Source organism: Polaromonas sp. CG_9.5, assembly GCF_035984465.1.
GTDB lineage: Bacteria > Pseudomonadota > Gammaproteobacteria > Burkholderiales > Burkholderiaceae_C > Polaromonas.
In genome coordinates, this window is record NZ_JAXCHR010000005.1 from 191,440 (window position 1) to 209,491 (window position 18,052).

The window sequence follows — 18,052 nt, forward strand, 5'->3', positions numbered from 1 at the left end:
GAGTCAGGCAGGCCGGATTTACGAGGCGTTGCTGGATGAAAAGGTGAAAGCGATTGCTCAGTGTGCCCGTGCCACGCCCAGTAGCTGGTTCAGCAACTCGGGCTGCTCGCGCAGTTCCTGCGCATCGCCGCTGTGCACCACCGTGCCATGGTCAAGCACCACAGCGCGGTGGCTGATGGCCAAAATGGCCTGCGGATGCTGCTCGACGATGATGGCGCTCAGGCCTTCGTCGCGGGTGATGCGGGCAATGGCGCGCAGCAGCTCCTCGACGATGATCGGCGCCAGTCCTTCGAGGGGCTCGTCCAATAGCAGCAGTTTCGGGTTCAGCACCAGTGCGCGGCCGACGGCCAGCATTTGCTGCTCGCCGCCCGACAGCTGCGTGCCCAGGTTGGTCTTGCGCTCGGCCAGACGCGGAAACATCTTGTACACGCCGTCGGGTTTCCATTTGCCGGGCCGGGCGACGGCTGTCAGGTTTTCATGCACGGTGAGCGACTTGAAGATGTTGCGTTCCTGCGGCACCCAGCCAATGCCCGCGCCAGCGCGCTGGAACGACGGCAGCTTGTGCAGGGCCACGCCGCCCAGGATGATGCTGCCGCCGTGCTGGCGCGTGGCGCCCGCCAGTGTGTTGATCAGCGTGGTCTTGCCGGTGCCGTTGCGCCCCAGCAGCGCCAGCGTCTGGCCTTCGCCGAGGCTGAGCGAGACGCCCTGGATCACCACGGCTTCGCCATAACCGGCGCGAAGGTTTTCGACATTCAGTAAATCAGCCATTAACTTTGCCCCCCACGCTCGCCACTTCGTGTGCTGCGCTGCCCCCCGAGGGGGCTTTCGCGCCTTGGGGCGTCCCGGTATCGCGCATCTCCTCGCCATGCCCGAGATAAACCGCCTTCACCTGTGGGTCGTTGGCGATGTGCTCGGGCGTTCCCTCGGTCAGCAAGGTGCCGTTGACCAGCACCGTCATGAAGTTTGCAAAGCTGAAGACCAGGTCCATGTCGTGCTCAATCAACAGCACCGATACATCGGCCGGCAGCGCGGCCACGGTTTGCAGCAGTTCCTCGCGCTCGCCAGCCGGCACGCCCGCCACGGGTTCATCGAGCAGCAGCACGCGCGGCTCGCAGGCCAGGGCGACGGCGATTTCCAGCAGGCTGCGCTTGCCATAAGCCATCAACTGGGTCGGCTGGTTCATGACTTCCGTCAGGTGAAACTGTTCCAGCAGTTGCGCGCAGCGCTCGGCAACTTGCGGGTTGCGGCCCAGCGGTTGCCACCACTTCGTGCCCAGGCCCAGGTGCTGCGACACCGTCAGCGCCAGCGTTTGCAGCGGGCTCAAGGTATCGAACAACTGGTTGATCTGGAAGGTGCGCACCATGCCGCGCTGCACCCGCTGGTTGGGCGCCAGGCGGGTGATGTCGTGACCTTCCAAAATGATGCGGCCTTCGGTGGGCTGCAAGACACCGGTTAGCAAATTGATGAGCGTGGTCTTGCCCGCGCCGTTGGGGCCGATCAAGGCATGGCGCGCGCCTTTCTTGAGGTTGAGCGTCACGTTGTTGGTGGCCGTGATACCGCCAAAACGCATCACCAAGCCTTGCGCTGACAGCACGGTGTCGGTGTTTTTTTCGATGACGGGTTGCGTGCTCATGCCTTGCCTCCACGTGAAAGCCAGGTCCAGGGGCGAATCAGCCGCTCACGGCCCACCAGCACCAGTACCACCAGAAACAGGCCAATCCAGAACGTCCAGTATTGCGGTGTGATGGACGACAGAAAATCCTGCATCAGCTTGAACACAATCGCGCCCACCACGCCGCCATACAGCCAGCCAGTGCCGCCAATCACCAGAATCAGCAACACATCGGCCGAGCGGTGAAACTCGAACAAATCGAGCGACGCAAAGCCGGTGGTCTGCGTCATCAACGCGCCGGCAGCACCCGCCACGGCAGCGGCCAGCGTGTAGACCATCGCCAGTTTGGCGTTCACCGGAATGCCGATGGCCATGGCGCGCAGCCGGTTGTCGCGAATCGCCTTGAGGGTGGCCCCAAACGGCGAATGCACCACCCGGCGCAGCAGCACGAAGAACACCAGCAACACGGTCAGCGAGTAATAAGCCGCCGTGCGGCCGTACAGGTCAAACTCGAACTTGCCAAGCAGCGGCCCCATCACCACGCCCTGCAAGCCGTCGGCGCCGCCGGTCAGCCAGTCCAGCTTGTTGGCCAGCTCCAGCAAAATCAGGCCGACGCCCAATGTCACCATCAGCCGGGTCAGGTCGCTGCCGCGCATGATGGAAAAAGAGGCGACAAAACCCAGCAATGTGGCCACGGCCATGCCAAACGCCAGCCCGACCAGCGGATCGGGCATCACCAGCTTGGCAAACAGCGCGGCCGCATAACCGCCCAAGCCGAAGAACGCCGCATGGCCTAGCGACACGATGCCGGTGTAACCCAGAATCAAATCCAGCGACACGGCAAACAGCGCGACGATGGCGATCTCGTTGATGATCAGCGCATGGCTGGGCGACAGCACCGGCGCGGCAAAAGCCAGCAGCCACAGCACGGGTTCCCAGGGCTTGAAGCGGCTGTCTTTGAGCAGCGATTGTTGTTGTGCGTTCATATCATTTGCCTCCCTTGCGCACAAACAGGCCTTGCGGACGCCAGAGCAAAATCGCAATCATCAGCGCATACACAATGAAGCCGCCCATCTTCGGGATATAGTATTTGCCGGCTACATCAGCAATGCCCAACAGCAGCGCCGCCAGCAGCGGCCCGGTGATCGACGAGGTGCCGCCGACGGCCACCACAATCAAAAAATACACCATGAACTTGAGCGGAAAGCTCGGGTCCAGCCCCAGCACTTCTGCCCCCAGTGCGCCGCCCAATCCGGCCAGCCCCGAGCCCACGGCAAACGTGGTCAAAAACACGATGTTGACATTGATGCCCATGCCTGCGGCCACGCGCTGGTCGTCAACCGAAGCGCGCAGCCGGCTGCCAAAGCGCGTGTGCCCCAGCACATATTGCAGCGCCACCGTCAGCGCAGCGCAGACGGCGATGATGAACAGCCGGTAATGCCCCATGCCCAGCGTCCACGCGCCACTGCCCAGTTCGGTGCGGCCCTTGAGCCACTCAGGCAGTTGCATGATCTGCTGGGTCGAGCCGACAAAGTAATCGACGCTGGCGATGGCCATGAAGACCAGACCGATGGAAAACAACACCTGATCGAGATGCGGCTTGTTGTAAAGAGGCCGGTACAGCGTGCGTTCCAGTACACCGCCCAGCAGCGCCGAACCCACAAACGCCAGCGGCAGGCACAGCAAGAACGGCACGCCAAAGCGCTGCATCAGCAGCACCGTGATGTAGCCGCCGGCCATGGCAAAAGCACCGTGCGCCAGGTTGATGAAGTTCATCAGCCCCATGGTGACCGCCAGGCCCACCGCGAGGATGAAGAGCAACATGCCGTAGGCAACACCGTCAAAAAGAAGGGTCAGCATGAGAATTGGGGGGTGGGGTGAACGCCAGACCGGCACGCTGCTGCATGAACAGCGGCCTGCCGGCCATCGACCAGCCGGTGAACTGAAAAAAGGCGTTACTTGGCTTTGCCCGGATCCTTGACGTCCTTGATCACGTCAAATTCCACGTTGTAGAGCTGGCCGTCCTTGCGCTCGACCTTGCGCAGGTACACGTCCTGCACGATGTCGCGGGTTTGCGCGTCGATGAAGATCTTGCCGCGCGGGCTTTCAAAAAACTGGCCTTTCATGGCGGTCAGCAAGGCATCGCCGCCGCCCTGCCCTTTGGTGGTTTTCAAGGCTTCGTAAATCACGCGCATGCCGTCATAGCCGCCCACGGCCATGAAGTTCGGACGCAGGCCTTTGTTGATCTTGCCAAATTCCTCAACAAACTTCTTGTTCAGCGCCGACGGATGCGAGGCCGAATAATGGTGCGAGGTGACCACGCCCAGCGCACCGTCGCCCATGTCATTGAGCTGGTCGTCGTCGGTCACGTCACCGGTGCCGATGAGCTTGATGCCGGCCTTGTCCAGCCCGCGTTCGATAAACTGCTTCATCACCGCCGCGCCCGCGCCGGAGGGCACGAACACAAACAACGCGCCGGGTTTGGCATCACGCACTTTTTGCAGAAAAGGGGCAAAGTCGGGACCGCGCAAAGGAACCCGCAGCGATTCAATCACCTGGCCGCCATTGAAGATCAAACGTTCTTTGAAATACTTTTCGGCGTCAATGCCCGGCCCGTAGTCGGACACCAGCGTGACCACTTTCTTGATGCCGTTTTTCGGTGCCCAGTCGGCCAGCGCCACCGACACTTGCGGCAACGTGAAACTGGTACGCACGATGTAAGGCGAGGCCTGCGTGATGCTCGACGTGGCCGCCGCCATCACCACCATCGGCGTCTTGGACTGGGTGGCAATTGGCGCCGTGGCCAGCGCCGACGGCGTGATGCCAAAGCCGGCCAGCACATTCACCTTGTTATTGACCACCAGTTCCTGCGCCAGACGGCGCGTGGCGTCAGGCAGCGATGTGTCGTCTTTCACGATCAGCTGGATTTTCTTGCCGGCCACCGTGTCGCCGTACTGCGCCATGTACAAGCGGGCGGCAGCCTCGATTTGGCGACCCGTGGTCGCCTGCTGGCCGGTCATGGGCAACACCAGGCCGATTTTGAAGGTGTTGTCCTGGGCCATGGCGCCGGTGGCGCTTACCGCCAGGGTGGCCAGGGCGATGGCATGAAGGAAGAGTCGTTTTTTCATGCTTGTCTCCAAAAAAATGGGGGGATTATGGTTGCCGGCAGACCGGTATTGACGAAAGGGCTTTTGCTAAAGCCTGAGATTTTCTGCTGCGTTTGCGGATCAAACGCACGCCAGGCATGCGGTCATGCTGGGGGTTGCGCACCGCTTCACGCAAGTTGCGCTGTGCCAGCCTGGAATGTTCGCGCATGATAGCTTCGGCACGCGAACCTTCGTGGTTTTCAATCGCGTCAAGCACCTGGCCATGCTGGTCCTGGGCCACCACCAGCATGTCGCGCGCCTGCGGCGAGTTGGCCTGCACCACGACGAATGCCGAAGCCGAGGCAAACGGCAGGCCGGCGACACGCGTCAGTTCACGCGCCATAAACGGGCTGCCCGACAACTCGCCCAGCAGGCTATGGAATGTTTCATTGAGCACCACATAACGCGAAAAGGCATCGTCGTTAAGCGCCGCTTCGAGCAGCAAGTCATCGATTTGCCTCAAGCATTCGCGCGCTTCGGCCAGCACCACCGGCGCCGCGCCGCGCTCGGCTGCCAGGCGCGCGGCCATGCCTTCGATAGTGCCGCGCATCTCAATCGCGTCCGACACATCACTCTCGGAGAAAGTGCGCACCGCGTAACCGCCGTTCGGCAGAGCTTCCAGCAGGCCTCCCTGCTCCAGCCGCGTCAGCGCGGCGCGGATGGGTGTGCGCGACACGCCCAGCTTTTCGACAATGGAAAGCTCGGCAATGCGCGCGCCGCCCTCTTCAGGCAGTTCGGCACTTAAACTTTCTATCGCGGCACTGGCGTTCATGGATACGCAATGTATTCATTTATTGCGAATAATCAATAAAAATAGGCTGGATCAGGGCATATACCGACTTTTTTATCCAATGAAAAGCATCTTCACAACATAAAGACTGAAATCATTTGTTTGCTACCTTGCCCCTGGACTTTGATGATCGGGATAAAAAAGATGCCTGTTATTGCGCGTTAACCCGAAAAACGGCCTGAATCGCCAGACTATTTGCATCAAATACGGCTCATGCGCTTTATGGACGTGCGCTAGCAGCTATTGATTAGATAGCAAATCTCTCTTGCCGCTTGCATTCCAGACCGCCGGCTTGAAATTTTGGCCAATCGTGTGCCGGTCTGTCTGGCTTGGAGGACGCCATCACATCGGCTGATTGGCAAGGCGCAGACGCTACTTTTTATTTGAAATGACGCGCACTGCCAGACCGCCCAGTTCACTCGAACGCCCGACCTCGATGTCCAGCCGGTGTACGGCTGCGATACGTCGCACGATAGACCAGCCCAGGCCACTGCCGCTTTCAAGGCTGCCGGTGACCCGGAAAAAACGCTCGCCCAAGCGCGTGCTGTCTGCATCGTCCAGGCCTGGCCCGCTGTCTTCAACACTCAGCGCCACCTGGCCGTCCTGCGGCTGAACGGCGACCTTGATACGTGCTGATGACGGGCTGTAGCGCACGGCGTTGTCGACCAGGTTGCGCACCAGCACTGCCAGCAGTGTCGCGTTGCCCGGAATGGGGCAGGACGCGTCGCCCTCAAATTCCAGCGTCTGCTGTTTGCCAATGGCTTTGGGCGCCAGCTCGGCCACCACTTGCTGCGCCACGGCGCGCAGATCGACTGCTGCCATGACGGGCGCTTCCAGCGCTTCCAGCGCTTCCAGCCGGGACAGGCTGAGCAGTTGCTCGACCAGGCGCGTGGCGCGGTCGCAGCCTTCGAGCGTGCCTCGCAGCGCGTGCTGACGCAAGGCGTCGTCGGTTTCGCCCATCGCCACTTGCGCCTGCATGCGGATGGCGGCAATCGGTGTGCGCAGTTCGTGCGCGGCATCGGCGGTAAAACGGCGCTCGGATTCGAGCAAATGTCCGATGCGCCCGAACAGGCTGTTCAAGGCGGCAATCATGGGCATCATTTCGGTGGGCGCATGGCGCAGGGTGACTGGGTCGAGCGCCTGCGGCTGGCGCTCGGCCAGGGCGCGCCCAAGCCGGCGAATCGGCTGCACCCCCTGGTACACCGCCCACCACACCGCCAGCCCCAGCAGCGGCAGCGCCACCCCCATCGGCCACAAGGTGCTGCGCAGCACGGCCCACAAAATGGAGTCTCGCGAACGCATCTGCTCGCCGACGTAAACCTGCACGTCCTTGTCGGCTCCATAGGCGGCAAAAACGCGCCACGTCATGCCATTGATCTGCACGGTCTTGAAGCCGGACTTGAAGCGCTTGCCCGACTCAATCATCGGTGTCACCGGGGCATTGGCAGAACGCAGCGCCAGCCGGTCTTCGTAAAACACCTGAAAGGCCACCTTGGGCGCATAGCGGTGCAGCGTGGGGGCGTCGATGCCTTTGCCATCGTCTTCAAGCGCCTGCGCCTGCTGCATCACCAGCAGCGCGGCGGCCTGCGCCAGGTGACCGTCGAGCAATTCATCCAGCTCGTGGCGCACATCGAACCAGGTCAGCACGGCCACCGCCAGCCAGACGGCCACCACCATCGACATCACCATGACCAGCAGACGGCCCTGCAGCGAGCGTGGGGACCGGATCATGGTTTGGGCACGTCGCGCTGCAGCATGTAGCCGACACCGCGCACCGTGTGGATCAGCGCCGGCCCGAGCTTGCGCCGCAGGTTGTGGATGTGGACCTCGATGGCGTTGCTTTCCACTTCCTGGCCCCAGCTGTAGAGCTGCTGCTCCAGCTGTTCGCGTGACAACACCCGGTCAGCGCCCAGCATGAAGGCTTGCAACAAATCAAATTCCCGAGTGGACAGCGTGACCGGCTCGCCGGCCTGGCGCACCGAGCGCGACGCCGGGTCGAGCACCACGTCCTGCGCGCTCAGGCATTCCTGCGGCTGGCCATGCGCCCGGCGCACAAGCGCGCGCAGCCGGGCGGCCAGCTCGTGCAAATCGACCGGCTTGACCACGTAGTCGTCAGCGCCCCCATCCAGCCCCCGAATCCGGTCCGGCACGGCGTCGCGCGCGGTCAGCACCAGCACCGGCGTCAAAATGCCCGAACGGCGGATGTCGGCCAGCACGTTCAGCCCATCTTTGCGCGGCAGGCCAAGGTCAAGCACGGCGGCTTCATAGGCCTGGGCGCGCAGTTCGCGCTCTGCGGCCTCGCCATCGCGCACCCAGTCCACCAGAAAGCCCAGCTGGCGCAAGCCGGCCCGCAGGCCGTCGCCCAATAAAGAATCGTCTTCAGCCAGCAGGATGCGCATGGGGGTCTTTCAGTCGTCGTTGTCGTGGTGATTATTGATCCGCAGTGCGTTCTGGGCGGCCGCGTTGTTCGGTGCCTCGGCCCATTGCCAGCCCCAAAAACCCATCACGCAGGCCAGCACCAGCGCTGCCAGAATGCGGTGGTTGCGCTTGGCCAGATCGGGTCCGGTGCCGGCAACGCGGCCGGTCAGCATGGGCAACGCCCGGTTCTTGCGCCGCAGCAGGCTCAGCAAGGCAATCAAGCCGATATGCACCAGCACCAAGGCCAGCAGGGTATTGCCGAAAAATTCATGCACGTGTTTGAGCCATTTACCGCCCCACCCATCCCAGAATGCATAGCCGCTGAGCGTCAGCGGAATAATCACGGCCAGGATCAGCGCCACGGCCAGCGCCATCAGAAGGTTCTCGCCCTGACGCCAAGCCGGCAGCAGTGTCGCCTGTGAAGTCACCGTGGGCAGCGACTTCAGCCAGACCGGCAGGCCCTTCAACTTGCGCCACAGCCTAGACAGCCGCACCTGACGCGGGCCGACCCAACCCCACAGCACGCGGCCCACCAGCAGCCCGGCCAGCGTGTAACCCAGCGTCACATGCACCAGTTGCCAGCGATCCCCGTCGGCAGTCAGGTAGGCACCGGTAAAGCTCAGCGCCATCAGCCAGTGCAGCATGCGCGTGGTGGCGTCTGTCACGCGGCGGCTGGCGGGCCGGGGCGACAGGGTTTGCGGGGCAGCCGGCGGTTCGGTGGGTTCTGAAGAAGGAAAGGTGTGGGCGGTCATGAATGACGACTCCTTGTTTTTAGCTTGCCTTCATAGTGCGGCCGCCTTCTTAGCCCTTTCTTAAGCGGCCATGCAGCCACCTCAGACGGCCTTAAGCCGGAGCCGCCAGACTCTGGATTCATCGTGCGCCACAAGGTAAGCTTTGCGCCTGAATCCCGGGCATCTGTTCGCCACCCCATAACAAGAATTTTTTATGAATTTCAACAACCTCGCCGATGACCCCGAAGACACCCAGCACAGCCCCGCCGAGCGCGCGTCGGCGGCTTCCCGCAGCACCTGGGTCAGCGTAGCGGTCAATATCGTGCTGTCGACCGCGCAGATCAGCGTGGGCATCCTGTCAAAATCCCAGGCGCTGATTGCCGACGGCATTCATTCGCTGTCTGATCTGGTGTCTGATTTTGTGGTGCTTGTGGCCAGCCACTACAGCCAAAAAGACGCCGATGAAGAGCACCCCTATGGCCATCAGCGGTTTGAAACTGCCGCGTCGCTGGCGCTGGGAGTGATCTTGCTCACGGTGGGTGCAGGCATGCTGTGGTCGGCGGTGGGCAAGCTGCAGTCGCCCGACACGGTGCCGCAAGTGCATGCCAGCGCGCTCTGGGTGGTGGGCTGCGCTTTGGTTGCCAAGGAAACCCTGTTTCGCTACATGCTGGCCGTGGCCAAGCGCGTCAAGTCGAGCATGCTGGTGGCCAATGCGTGGCATGCCCGGTCAGATGCGGCTTCGTCGCTGGTCGTGGGTATCGGCATCATCGGCAACCTGGCGGGCTACCCGATTCTGGATCCGATTGCCGCATTGATCGTCGGGTTCATGGTCGCCAAAATGGGCTGGAGCTTTGGCTGGGACGCCATGCATGACCTGATGGACCGCGCCGCGAACGAGCAGGAAGTCGAGGCGATTCGCCGCACGCTGATTGAAACCCCCGGTGTAAAAAACGTGCATGACGTGCGCACCCGCAAGATGGGCGACCTGATCGTGGTCGATGCGCATATCGAGGTCGATGCGCTGATTACGGTCGAAGCGGGCCATGATATTGCAGTTGAAGCGCGCCAGCGCGTGCTCAAGCGCCACCGGGTGCTGAACCTGATGACACATGTCGACCCGTGGCGGCGTCCCGATCTGGACCATGCGCAGCCACCGGCCTCCTGAAACCGGCAGCTGTCGCCTGCCGCCTACAGCATTCATGAGTCGAGACCGACGACAGCGCTTGGCAACACGGGCGAGACTGTGCGCGAAGGAAGCCGCCGATATCCGGAGGGCAAAAGTGACGCATGCTTTTAACTCATTTCTACCAGCTCGCCAAACAGTCAGTTTCTGCCTGGATTGATGATTACGCCCCCAGCATGGGCGCGGCAATCTCTTATTACACGGTGTTTTCCATTGCACCTTTGCTGATCATCGTCATCGCCGTGGCGGGTTTTGTCTGGGGCCGTGAGGCCGTGCAAGGCCAACTCGTGGGCCAGCTGACCGACATGATCGGAAAAGAAGGCGCTACCGGGATTCAGGCGCTGATAGAAAGCGCCAACCAGCCGACCCAAGGGCTGGTGGCAACGGTCATCAGCACGCTGGTGCTGATCGTCGGTGCCACCACGGTGTTTGCCGAGCTGCAAAGCGCACTGGACCGCATCTGGCAAGTGCCGCAAGCGCCGAAAGCTGGCGGCATCTGGGCAACGTTGCGCACCCGGCTGCTGTCACTGGGTTTTATTCTGGGTCTGGGCTTTTTGATGCTGGTGTCGCTGGTCAGCAGCGCAGGCATCGCGGCCCTGGGCGGTTGGGCCAAGGGGCTTTTGCCGGGCTGGGCCGTCCTGCTTTACGTCATCAACCTGGTTGTTTCGGTAGGCTTTACCACGGTGCTGTTTGCCATGATCTTCAAGCTCATGCCGCAGGCGCAGGTGAGCTGGCGCGATGTGTGGGTGGGCGCAGGCGTCACGGCGGTCTTGTTTGAAATCGGCAAAACGCTGATCAGCCTCTATATCGGAAAAAGCAGCGTCACCTCATCATTTGCAGCCGCCGGCTCTCTGGTGGTGCTGCTGATCTGGGTGTATTACTCGGCGCAGATATTTTTGCTCGGAGCCGAGTTCACGTGGGCCTATGCCAATGCACACGGCTCCCGGGTCGGTAAGAAAAACAACCCTTCGGCCTTGACTGCCCCTGAAAGCAGCAAGGAAGACGGCGGTAAAAAGATTCCCACGCTAGTGACCGTCGCATCAGAAACAGCCAAGGACGGCGCACCGGATTCGCAGGCTTTTTCGGGGCACGCTGATGATTCAGACGAGGCAACCGCCCTGCGCCCTTATCACGGCACGGAGCATGCCAGCCTCAAACAGCGCGCTATCGTTTATGCGGGCAGCCTTGCGGCCTTGATAGCGCTGCGGGTGGTATTGAAGAAAAAAGGGCGAAGTCGCAGGTCTTGGTAAATTGCGCGTCTGAAAAAACAGCCGCTTCATGACTTCAGCTCCACCACGCCCCAAGAGGCACTGGCTTGCCATCATTTTCTGGTCTTTTATGGCGGCGGGTACTTATGGGTTGTACAGCGGCGTAATCGTCATTCCTGACTCTTTTAACCCTTGGGCACCGCTAGATGTGAATGCACAGCCGAGTGTCCTGACGGCCTACAAGCTGGCCCGTACTCGTAACGACCCGGCCCTGTGCGCCAATGCCTTGACGCAAACTGGCATGAAATACGACCTTCTGCCCAACCGCACCACCGGGCCAGGCTGCGGGTTTGACAACGCAGTGCGCCTGCGTGAAGCCGGGGTGCGACTGGGTTCGCAGGTGTCACTCAGTTGCCCGATGGCGCTGTCTTTTTTCATGTGGGAAAAGCATGCGCTGCAGCCCGCCGCCCTGCAGCATTTTGGCCAGCGCGTAGTGGCCATTGAGCATCTCGGCAGTTACGCCTGCCGCAACATCAACCGGGGCGAAAGTACGGCATCCGGTTCGCGCAGCCGACATGCAACGGCCAATGCGCTGGACATTGCAGGCTTTACCCTGGAAAGCGGCAAACCTATTTCCATCCTGAAGCAATGGCAGGCAGCCGACACGACGGCAGCGCCGAATGCTGAAGCGCAGATGCTGGCCGATGCGCACCAAGGCGCTTGCCGATTTTTCAGCGGTGTGCTCGGCCCCGACTACAACGCCGTTCACCGCAACCATTTCCACCTGGAGACGGGCGGCTACAGCATGTGCCGCTAAATTGCGCTCAGGCGCTGGCGTGCTGCTGGCTGTCAGCTGAAAAAAGGCAGGGGCTTAAACTTGCGGCCTGCAACGACAAGCCCATCGCTGCGCCAAAACGGCTTGCCCCTTTTCTTTTGCCTTTCACTTCCTGAGTACCTGAGCACCTTTTTATGCCCTTTTCATCACTCGGCTTTTCGCCTGCGCTGCTGCCCGCCCTGTTGCGCGCCATCACCGAAAACGGCTACCTGGCACCCACCGCCATTCAGTCAGAAGCGATCCCTGCCGCGCTGCAAGGCCGCGACATCGTCGCCTCGGCCCAGACCGGCTCCGGCAAGACGGCGGCTTTTGCCCTGCCACTGCTGCACCGGCTGGCCGAAACGCCCACCGGCACATCGCGGCGCGTTCGCGGCCTGATCCTGGTGCCGGCGCGCGAATTGGCGGCGCAGGTCGGTGAGGCCCTCGTCAGCCTGGCCAAATACCTGCCGCAGCGGATCAAGGTGGCGGTGGTGTTTGGCGGCGTGTCCATCAATCCGCAAATGATGAACCTGCGCGGCGGTGCCGACATCGTGGTCGCCACGCCGGGCCGATTGATCGACCTGATTGACCACAATGCGTTGACGCTGGCGTCAGTCAGCCTGCTGGTGCTCGATGAAGCCGACCGCCTGCTCGACCTGGGTTTTGGCGAAGAACTGGGCCGCATCCTGGCCCTGCTGCCCGCGCAGCGCCAGAGCCTGTTTTTCTCGGCCACTTTTCCACCGGCCATTGAAACGCTGGCCGCCAGCATGTTGACCGACCCGTTGCGCATCGAAGTGCAGGCAGCGCCACAAGCCGCACCGGACATCGTGCAGCGCGCCATTGAAGTAGACCCAAGCCGGCGCACCCAGTTGCTGCGCCACTTGGTGCAAACCGAAAAATTCAAACGCGTGCTGGTGTTTGTGGCGACCAAACATGCTGCCGAAATCGTGGCCGACAAGCTGCGCAAGGCCGAGATTGAAGCCGAGCCATTTCATGGCGAATTAAGCCAAGGCAAACGCAATCAGGTGTTGCAGGATTTCAAGCTAAAGGCGCTGCAGGTGGTGGTGGCCACCGATGTGGCGGCGCGGGGCATAGACATTGCCCAACTGCCGGTGGTGGTCAACTACGATTTGCCGCGCTCATCGGTTGACTACACCCACCGCATTGGCCGCACCGGCCGGGCCGGTGAAAGCGGCATGGCGATCAGTTTTGTCAGCGCCAATACTGAAGCGCATTTCAAGCTGATTGAGAAGCGTCAGGGCATGAACGTAGCGCGTGAACAGGTGGCGGGTTTTGAGCCGGTTGAGGTTCAGCAGGTCAATCCGGCTGATCCGTTGTCAAACGGCGGTATCAAGGGCAAGCGCCCCAGCAAGAAAGACAAGCTGCGGCAAGCGGCTGCCCAGACACAAGCCGGGCAAGACCATTAAAAGAGGCCGCGCTGGGCGTGACCCGCGCCTTTATTCGTCGAAATCCTCGTCGTCTGTAGCGACGTTTTTAGCGCCCTGCGGCTTGGCCGTGCGGTGGCCGTGTTTGGTGACGATTTCCACATAAAACTGCTCGCTGCCTTCCTGGGCAACCGTGTCGATCAGGCCCATGAGCGCGGCAAAGTGAACCCCTGATGCGGTCGCTTCGTTGCTGCCGAACTTGCAGTCAAAGTCCCAGAAATCCACACCTGCCGGCAAGGCACGGCTGCGTTCGCGTTTGACGTATTTTCGAATATCGTGTTTGCTGGCGTCCAGCAGGCGATCACGGTTTTTGCCTTCGATGTTGAGGAGATATGTTTTTCTCATGGGGGTTGTCCTTGTGTGGAGCGATTGATGCGATATCACCCCTTGCGGACGTGACTGGGAAGCGCCCTATTATCGGGCCATCAAACCCCGCTCCGGCCTGGCCCGAGGCAGTCAGTTGCGGCCGCGGCCCAGCGCCTTGTCTATCGCCGCATGCAGATGCTCCAGCCCGAAGGACACATCGGTGAAGACGCCATTGACATAAAAAGCCGGCGTCGAGCGCACACCCAGGTGGCGCGCGCCTTGCATGTGCTCCTGCACACGCTGCAGGTACACATGGTCATTCATTTCGTTCTGGTAACGCGGCAAGTCCAGCCCCAGCTGCGCGGCATAGTCGAGCAGCTGCTTTTCCTTCAAATGCGGCGAATTTGTGAACAGCAGTTCGTGCATCGGCCAGAACTTGCCCTGCGCGCCAGCGGCCTCAGCCGCTTCGGCTGCCAGTTCGGCATGCGGATGCACTTCGCGCAATGGAAAGTGGCGAAATACAAAACGTAATTTGGCGTCGAAATGCGCGAGGATGATTTTCAGTGCGCCATGCGCCTGGCAGCAGGCGGGGCATTCAAAATCGCCGTATTCAATCAGCGTGACTGGCGCGGAGGGCGAACCCCAAATATGGTCGGTGGCTTCGTCAGGAAGCAGCAGCGGATCGGGCTTGGAATGAGGGTGCATGAGAATCCCTTTCAAAGGCGCTTGTAAAGTGCAGTGCCTGCGCCTTCGGGACGCGCAGTCTGCACAGTATGCGCTGCCTAGCACCTGGGAATCAACAGTGATTCTTTCGGCTTGCCAGGGGTTTTGGTGGTTCAGACCGATGCAGCGGCGGCGGCGGCTGCAGCGGCAGCAGCCGCTTCCAGGGCTTCGTCCAGCCCCTTGCACGAAGGTGAACACACGGCCTGGGACTTGCCCAGCACCTTGCGTGTGCCCATCAGCGAACGGGCGCGATGCTTGCCGCACATGAAGCACGACATGGTGGCCGCACCAAACGAGGTGGTGGCGGCAAAGGGCGAACCCGATACTTTGGATTTGTAGCGCAGGCCGTCTGCGAGTACGGCGGTTTTAGCGTCAGCTCTTGCCATGGGTGGGGTCTTCCTTGGGTGGTGTGTTTGAACGATTCATGGCCTGGCGCATGGCCCGATCCAGAACCTCTTTGGCCTGCCGCTCAGCTGAGAGCGAAGCATCCAGCGCGGAGCGGCACAGCCCTGCATACTGGTAATTGACGTTTTCGTACAACTCGGCTGCCGCCGGATGGGTATCCAGCAATGCACCCAGGGCCGTACCCGGTTCTACATCGCCCAACTCGTTGACCAGATGCTGTACCACGGAGCGGTACTGCTCTGCCCCAACGGGCACCGAACTTTGTTCCAGCCGCTCAAGAAGCGCGGCCAGCACGTGAGTCACGGTCAGATCAGTTTTACGAAAGTGTGGTTGTGTGGCGTTCATGTAGAAAATCTGGGGTCTCCTTCCCCAAATTCAAGCACTGGGCGAGTTGCGTAATCCGCTCTGGATTAGCTGCCAGGCCATTGCGAGCCTAGCCTGGCAGGCCTTAAATGCTATATTTTTTATAGCTTAAAGCGCTTGTCCGTCTTGGTTTGGAGCCGTATTTTACCGCTAAATACAGTGAAAAGTCAATCTTCATTTTTCCAGCATGGAATTTCGGGCAAGCGTTGAGGCGCACACGCTTTGGCCTGTCTTTGCACTAATACTTAGTAAAAATTGCCTGTAGCGCATGCTGGATGTTCCTAAACAGCTTCTTATTTAATAGCAAAATGCATTTCACCCCAAACCAGCCAGAATTTCAAAACGGATGACGCCCGCCAGGGCGCAGCTTCTAAACTGCAGTCCCGGCAACGGCTGCCAATCCGGTCACTACGGCCTGAATACCGCCTTTCCCTCCATCGAAAAACAAATGCACAACAAACCTGCCGCCACCCCACCCCAGCCGCTGGCCGGCCTGCGCGTCGTTGAATTCACCCACATGGTCATGGGCCCTGCTTGCGGCCTGGTGCTGGCCGACATGGGCGCCGAAGTCATCAAGGTCGAGCCGATCGCAGGCGACCGCACCCGCCAGCTGCTGGGCGCCGGCATAGGCTTTTTCCCAATGTTCAACCGCAACAAGAAAAGCATCGCGCTTGATCTCCACACGCCCGAAGGCGTGGAAGTAGCGCGCAGGCTTTGCGCCAGCGCCGACGTGGTGGCGGAAAACTTCAAACCCGGCACCATGCGCAACTATGGCCTTGACTACGCCACCCTGAGCGCCACCGACCCGCGCCTGATCTATGTCAGCCACAAAGGCTTTTTGCCCGGCCCGTATGCGCACCGCACTGCCCTGGACGAAGTGGTGCAAATGATGGGCGGACTGGCCTACATGACCGGGCGACCGGGCGACCCGCTGCGCGCCGGAAGCAGCGTGAACGACATCATGGGCGGCATGTTTGGCGCGATGGGTGCGCTGGGCGCGCTGATCCAGCGCGGCATTACCGGCAAGGGCATGGAAGTGCAGTCGGCGCTGTATGAAAACAATGTGTTTCTGGTCGGCCAGCACATGCTGCAGTGCGCCATGACCGGCCAGGCGGCAGCGCCCATGCCCGACCGCATTTCGGCGTGGGCGGTGTATGACGTGTTCACTGTCAAGGAGGGCGAGCAAATTTTCCTGGCGGCAGTCAGCGACGCGCAATGGGTGACGTTTTGCGATGTACTGGGTTTTTCCGACCTCAAGGCCGACTCGCGCTATGCCACCAACAACGAGCGCGTGTGCCAACGCCCCGCACTGCTGCCTGCCCTGCGCGAACGCCTGGCAAACCGCAGCGCCGCTGACCTGGCAGCGCTGTTTGAACAAGCCGGTTTGCCGTTTGCGCCCATCCGCAAGCCCGAGGAGCTGTATGACGACGAACACCTCCAGGCAACCGGCGGCCTGGCGAACATCACGCTGCCCGATGGCGAACGCGCCGGCCAGACCGCGCAAACCCCGCTGCTTCCTTTCACCCTGAATGGCCAGCGCCTGAACGTGCGCAGCGACCCGCCCACGCTCGGGCAACACACGCACGAGCTGCTGTCCAGCCTGGGTTATGCCGCCAGCGCCATAGACACCCTGCACCGCCAGGCCATCGTGCGCTGACGCATCTGGCCAGCCCTAAACATCTCAGCGCACCCCAAAAAGACGGGCGTCGAATTGCCGGGATGTTTTGCCCGGCAGACAATCGTGATGGCGTCTACAGCTTGGCAATCGATACCTCGGTCGATTTGACCAGCGCCACCACCTCGCTGCCGATGACCAGTTCGAGTTGATCGACCGACCGCGTCGTGATGACCGAGGTGACGATGCCCCACGGCGTTTCGACATCGATTTCCGACACGACATCGCCGCGAATGATTTCCTTGACCTTGCCGCGAAACTGGTTGCGCACATTGATGGCTTGAATAGACATGAAAAACTCCTTTGAGGTTAAAAAAACGACTGAAAACGACTGAAAACGATATTTTTAGTATTTGATACGCTATTAAATAAATAGCTGCTTGCGCACACCTGCATTGCGCAAAGGCCACTTTTTATGCATTAAATCGCCCAGCGCAGCCCATGCGCGGGCATGGCGGGCCACACGGGCTGAAGGGCAGCGGTTTCGTCGGCCGGTTGCTGCAGCACGCGATCCAGAATCTTCTTTTCGATCTGGCCGAACAGCGGATCGCTGCGCTGACGCGGTCGGGCCATCGGGATGCGTTCATCCAGCGCAATACGCCCCTCTTCGATCAGGATCACCCGGTCAGCCAAGGCGACGGCTTCCTGCACGTCGTGCGTTACCAGCAGCGCCGTGAAGCCATTGCGCTGCCACAGGCCTTCGATCAGCTGGTGCATCTCGATGCGGGTCAGCGCGTCGAGTGCGCCCAGCGGTTCATCGAGCAGCAGCAGGCGCGGGTTATGCACCAGCGCCCGGGCCAGAGAGACGCGCTGGCGCTGCCCGCCAGAGAGCCGCGCCGGCCATTCGCTCTGGCGCTCGGCCAGGCCCACTTGCGCCAGCACATCGGCGGCGGCCTGATGCCCGCCAGCCAGCAAACCCAGCGCCACGTTGTCGATCACCCGTCGCCACGGCAACAAGCGAGAGTCCTGGAACATGACCCGCGTGTCGTTGCGCAGGCCCGTCACCGGCTGTCCATCGAGCCGGATGCTGCCGTGCGTGGCCGGCTCCAGCCCGGCCACCAGACGCAACAAAGTGCTTTTGCCGCAACCGCTGCGGCCGACGATGGCGACAAATTCACCGGGTTCAATCACCAGCTCGGTGCGCTCCAGCACCTGGCGTTTGCCGTAATGTTTGGACAGGCCGCGAATTTCAAGGCGAACGCCGCGCGCCGCAGTTTGTTCAGTGGTTCTCAT

Annotated in this window: 20 protein-coding genes; 5 read left to right on the forward strand and 15 right to left on the reverse strand. The window is 61.2% G+C overall.

Going from position 1 to position 18,052, the window contains the following annotated elements; all coding sequences use genetic code 11:
- Positions 1–57: 57 nt before the first annotated feature.
- The 9 genes from RCH06_RS05895 to RCH06_RS05935 form a co-directional block, all read right to left on the reverse strand.
- Positions 58–768: an ABC transporter ATP-binding protein gene (locus RCH06_RS05895; protein WP_327080506.1), complete on the reverse strand. Its 711-nt coding sequence runs from the start codon at positions 766–768 to the stop codon at positions 58–60.
- Positions 761–1,633, reverse strand: a complete 873-nt coding sequence (locus RCH06_RS05900; RefSeq protein WP_327080507.1) for an ABC transporter ATP-binding protein — start codon at positions 1,631–1,633, stop codon at positions 761–763. Before RCH06_RS05900 ends, RCH06_RS05895 begins: the two co-directional genes overlap by 8 nt.
- Positions 1,630–2,598 carry a branched-chain amino acid ABC transporter permease gene (locus tag RCH06_RS05905; protein ID WP_327080508.1) on the reverse strand — a complete coding sequence of 323 codons (969 nt, stop codon included), beginning with the start codon at positions 2,596–2,598 and terminating at the stop codon, positions 1,630–1,632. Before RCH06_RS05905 ends, RCH06_RS05900 begins: the two co-directional genes overlap by 4 nt.
- Position 2,599: 1 nt before the next feature.
- Positions 2,600–3,472: a branched-chain amino acid ABC transporter permease gene (locus RCH06_RS05910; RefSeq protein WP_327080509.1), complete on the reverse strand. Its 873-nt coding sequence runs from the start codon at positions 3,470–3,472 to the stop codon at positions 2,600–2,602.
- A gap of 95 nt (positions 3,473–3,567) precedes the next feature.
- Positions 3,568–4,740, reverse strand: coding sequence for an ABC transporter substrate-binding protein (locus RCH06_RS05915; protein ID WP_327080510.1), 1,173 nt, complete (start codon positions 4,738–4,740; stop codon positions 3,568–3,570).
- Between the two features lie 25 nt (positions 4,741–4,765).
- Positions 4,766–5,530 carry a GntR family transcriptional regulator gene (locus RCH06_RS05920; protein ID WP_327080511.1) on the reverse strand — a complete coding sequence of 255 codons (765 nt, stop codon included), beginning with the start codon at positions 5,528–5,530 and terminating at the stop codon, positions 4,766–4,768.
- A 390-nt stretch (positions 5,531–5,920) separates the two neighbouring features.
- Positions 5,921–7,279, reverse strand: coding sequence for an ATP-binding protein (locus RCH06_RS05925; RefSeq protein WP_327080512.1), 1,359 nt, complete (start codon positions 7,277–7,279; stop codon positions 5,921–5,923).
- Positions 7,276–7,947: a response regulator gene (locus RCH06_RS05930; protein WP_327080513.1), complete on the reverse strand. Its 672-nt coding sequence runs from the start codon at positions 7,945–7,947 to the stop codon at positions 7,276–7,278. Before RCH06_RS05930 ends, RCH06_RS05925 begins: the two co-directional genes overlap by 4 nt.
- Positions 7,948–7,956: 9 nt before the next feature.
- On the reverse strand, positions 7,957–8,718 hold the full coding sequence (locus RCH06_RS05935) for a cytochrome b/b6 domain-containing protein (protein ID WP_327080514.1): 762 nt from the start codon (positions 8,716–8,718) through the stop codon (positions 7,957–7,959).
- A 193-nt stretch (positions 8,719–8,911) separates the two neighbouring features.
- Here RCH06_RS05935 and RCH06_RS05940 point away from each other — a divergent pair, with 193 nt between their 5' ends.
- The 4 genes from RCH06_RS05940 to RCH06_RS05955 all read left to right on the forward strand — a co-directional run bounded on the left by RCH06_RS05940 (position 8,912) and on the right by RCH06_RS05955 (position 13,329).
- Positions 8,912–9,862: a cation diffusion facilitator family transporter gene (locus tag RCH06_RS05940; RefSeq protein ID WP_327080515.1), complete on the forward strand. Its 951-nt coding sequence runs from the start codon at positions 8,912–8,914 to the stop codon at positions 9,860–9,862.
- 122 nt (positions 9,863–9,984) lie between these two features.
- Complete coding sequence (locus RCH06_RS05945) at positions 9,985–11,130, forward strand: YihY/virulence factor BrkB family protein (protein ID WP_327080516.1); 1,146 nt, start codon at positions 9,985–9,987, stop codon at positions 11,128–11,130.
- Positions 11,131–11,158: 28 nt separating this feature from the next.
- Positions 11,159–11,905, forward strand: a complete 747-nt coding sequence (locus RCH06_RS05950; protein WP_327080517.1) for an extensin-like domain-containing protein — start codon at positions 11,159–11,161, stop codon at positions 11,903–11,905.
- 152 nt (positions 11,906–12,057) lie between these two features.
- On the forward strand, positions 12,058–13,329 hold the full coding sequence (locus RCH06_RS05955) for a DEAD/DEAH box helicase (protein WP_327080518.1): 1,272 nt from the start codon (positions 12,058–12,060) through the stop codon (positions 13,327–13,329).
- A gap of 30 nt (positions 13,330–13,359) precedes the next feature.
- On the opposite strand, the gene RCH06_RS05960 is transcribed toward RCH06_RS05955, so the two are convergent.
- The 4 genes from RCH06_RS05960 to RCH06_RS05975 form a co-directional block, all read right to left on the reverse strand.
- Entirely contained in the window at positions 13,360–13,692 is a 333-nt protein-coding gene (locus tag RCH06_RS05960; protein ID WP_327080519.1) for a DUF6172 family protein, read from the reverse strand.
- A gap of 111 nt (positions 13,693–13,803) precedes the next feature.
- Complete coding sequence (locus RCH06_RS05965; RefSeq protein WP_327080520.1) at positions 13,804–14,358, reverse strand: DsbA family protein; 555 nt, start codon at positions 14,356–14,358, stop codon at positions 13,804–13,806.
- Between the two features lie 131 nt (positions 14,359–14,489).
- On the reverse strand, positions 14,490–14,762 hold the full coding sequence (locus RCH06_RS05970) for a hypothetical protein (RefSeq protein ID WP_327080521.1): 273 nt from the start codon (positions 14,760–14,762) through the stop codon (positions 14,490–14,492).
- Positions 14,749–15,126, reverse strand: a complete 378-nt coding sequence (locus RCH06_RS05975; protein WP_327080522.1) for a hypothetical protein — start codon at positions 15,124–15,126, stop codon at positions 14,749–14,751. The genes RCH06_RS05970 and RCH06_RS05975 overlap by 14 nt, the downstream gene beginning before the upstream one ends.
- Before the next feature lie 466 nt (positions 15,127–15,592).
- Between RCH06_RS05975 and RCH06_RS05980 the strand changes: the two genes are divergently transcribed.
- Complete coding sequence (locus RCH06_RS05980) at positions 15,593–16,801, forward strand: CaiB/BaiF CoA transferase family protein (RefSeq protein WP_327080523.1); 1,209 nt, start codon at positions 15,593–15,595, stop codon at positions 16,799–16,801.
- 94 nt (positions 16,802–16,895) lie between these two features.
- On the opposite strand, the gene RCH06_RS05985 is transcribed toward RCH06_RS05980, so the two are convergent.
- Both RCH06_RS05985 and RCH06_RS05990 read right to left on the reverse strand, forming a co-directional pair.
- Complete coding sequence (locus RCH06_RS05985; RefSeq protein ID WP_131428831.1) at positions 16,896–17,111, reverse strand: TOBE domain-containing protein; 216 nt, start codon at positions 17,109–17,111, stop codon at positions 16,896–16,898.
- Between the two features lie 128 nt (positions 17,112–17,239).
- The gene (locus tag RCH06_RS05990) at positions 17,240–18,052 is read right to left on the reverse strand and encodes an ATP-binding cassette domain-containing protein (protein ID WP_327080524.1); all 813 of its coding nucleotides are present in this window, start codon (positions 18,050–18,052) and stop codon (positions 17,240–17,242) included.

Coding starts and splice junctions, on each gene's coding strand:
- RCH06_RS05895 (WP_327080506.1), bottom strand. CDS start 768: ATGGCTGATTTACTGAATGTCGAAAACCTTCGCGCCGGTTATGGCGAA.
- RCH06_RS05900 (WP_327080507.1), bottom strand. CDS start 1,633: ATGAGCACGCAACCCGTCATCGAAAAAAACACCGACACCGTGCTGTCA.
- RCH06_RS05905 (WP_327080508.1), bottom strand. CDS start 2,598: ATGAACGCACAACAACAATCGCTGCTCAAAGACAGCCGCTTCAAGCCC.
- RCH06_RS05910 (WP_327080509.1), bottom strand. CDS start 3,472: ATGCTGACCCTTCTTTTTGACGGTGTTGCCTACGGCATGTTGCTCTTC.
- RCH06_RS05915 (WP_327080510.1), bottom strand. CDS start 4,740: ATGAAAAAACGACTCTTCCTTCATGCCATCGCCCTGGCCACCCTGGCG.
- RCH06_RS05920 (WP_327080511.1), bottom strand. CDS start 5,530: ATGAACGCCAGTGCCGCGATAGAAAGTTTAAGTGCCGAACTGCCTGAA.
- RCH06_RS05925 (WP_327080512.1), bottom strand. CDS start 7,279: ATGATCCGGTCCCCACGCTCGCTGCAGGGCCGTCTGCTGGTCATGGTG.
- RCH06_RS05930 (WP_327080513.1), bottom strand. CDS start 7,947: ATGCGCATCCTGCTGGCTGAAGACGATTCTTTATTGGGCGACGGCCTG.
- RCH06_RS05935 (WP_327080514.1), bottom strand. CDS start 8,718: ATGACCGCCCACACCTTTCCTTCTTCAGAACCCACCGAACCGCCGGCT.
- RCH06_RS05940 (WP_327080515.1), top strand. CDS start 8,912: ATGAATTTCAACAACCTCGCCGATGACCCCGAAGACACCCAGCACAGC.
- RCH06_RS05945 (WP_327080516.1), top strand. CDS start 9,985: ATGCTTTTAACTCATTTCTACCAGCTCGCCAAACAGTCAGTTTCTGCC.
- RCH06_RS05950 (WP_327080517.1), top strand. CDS start 11,159: ATGACTTCAGCTCCACCACGCCCCAAGAGGCACTGGCTTGCCATCATT.
- RCH06_RS05955 (WP_327080518.1), top strand. CDS start 12,058: ATGCCCTTTTCATCACTCGGCTTTTCGCCTGCGCTGCTGCCCGCCCTG.
- RCH06_RS05960 (WP_327080519.1), bottom strand. CDS start 13,692: ATGAGAAAAACATATCTCCTCAACATCGAAGGCAAAAACCGTGATCGC.
- RCH06_RS05965 (WP_327080520.1), bottom strand. CDS start 14,358: ATGCACCCTCATTCCAAGCCCGATCCGCTGCTGCTTCCTGACGAAGCC.
- RCH06_RS05970 (WP_327080521.1), bottom strand. CDS start 14,762: ATGGCAAGAGCTGACGCTAAAACCGCCGTACTCGCAGACGGCCTGCGC.
- RCH06_RS05975 (WP_327080522.1), bottom strand. CDS start 15,126: ATGAACGCCACACAACCACACTTTCGTAAAACTGATCTGACCGTGACT.
- RCH06_RS05980 (WP_327080523.1), top strand. CDS start 15,593: ATGCACAACAAACCTGCCGCCACCCCACCCCAGCCGCTGGCCGGCCTG.
- RCH06_RS05985 (WP_131428831.1), bottom strand. CDS start 17,111: ATGTCTATTCAAGCCATCAATGTGCGCAACCAGTTTCGCGGCAAGGTC.
- RCH06_RS05990 (WP_327080524.1), bottom strand. CDS start 18,052: ATGAGAACCACTGAACAAACTGCGGCGCGCGGCGTTCGCCTTGAAATT.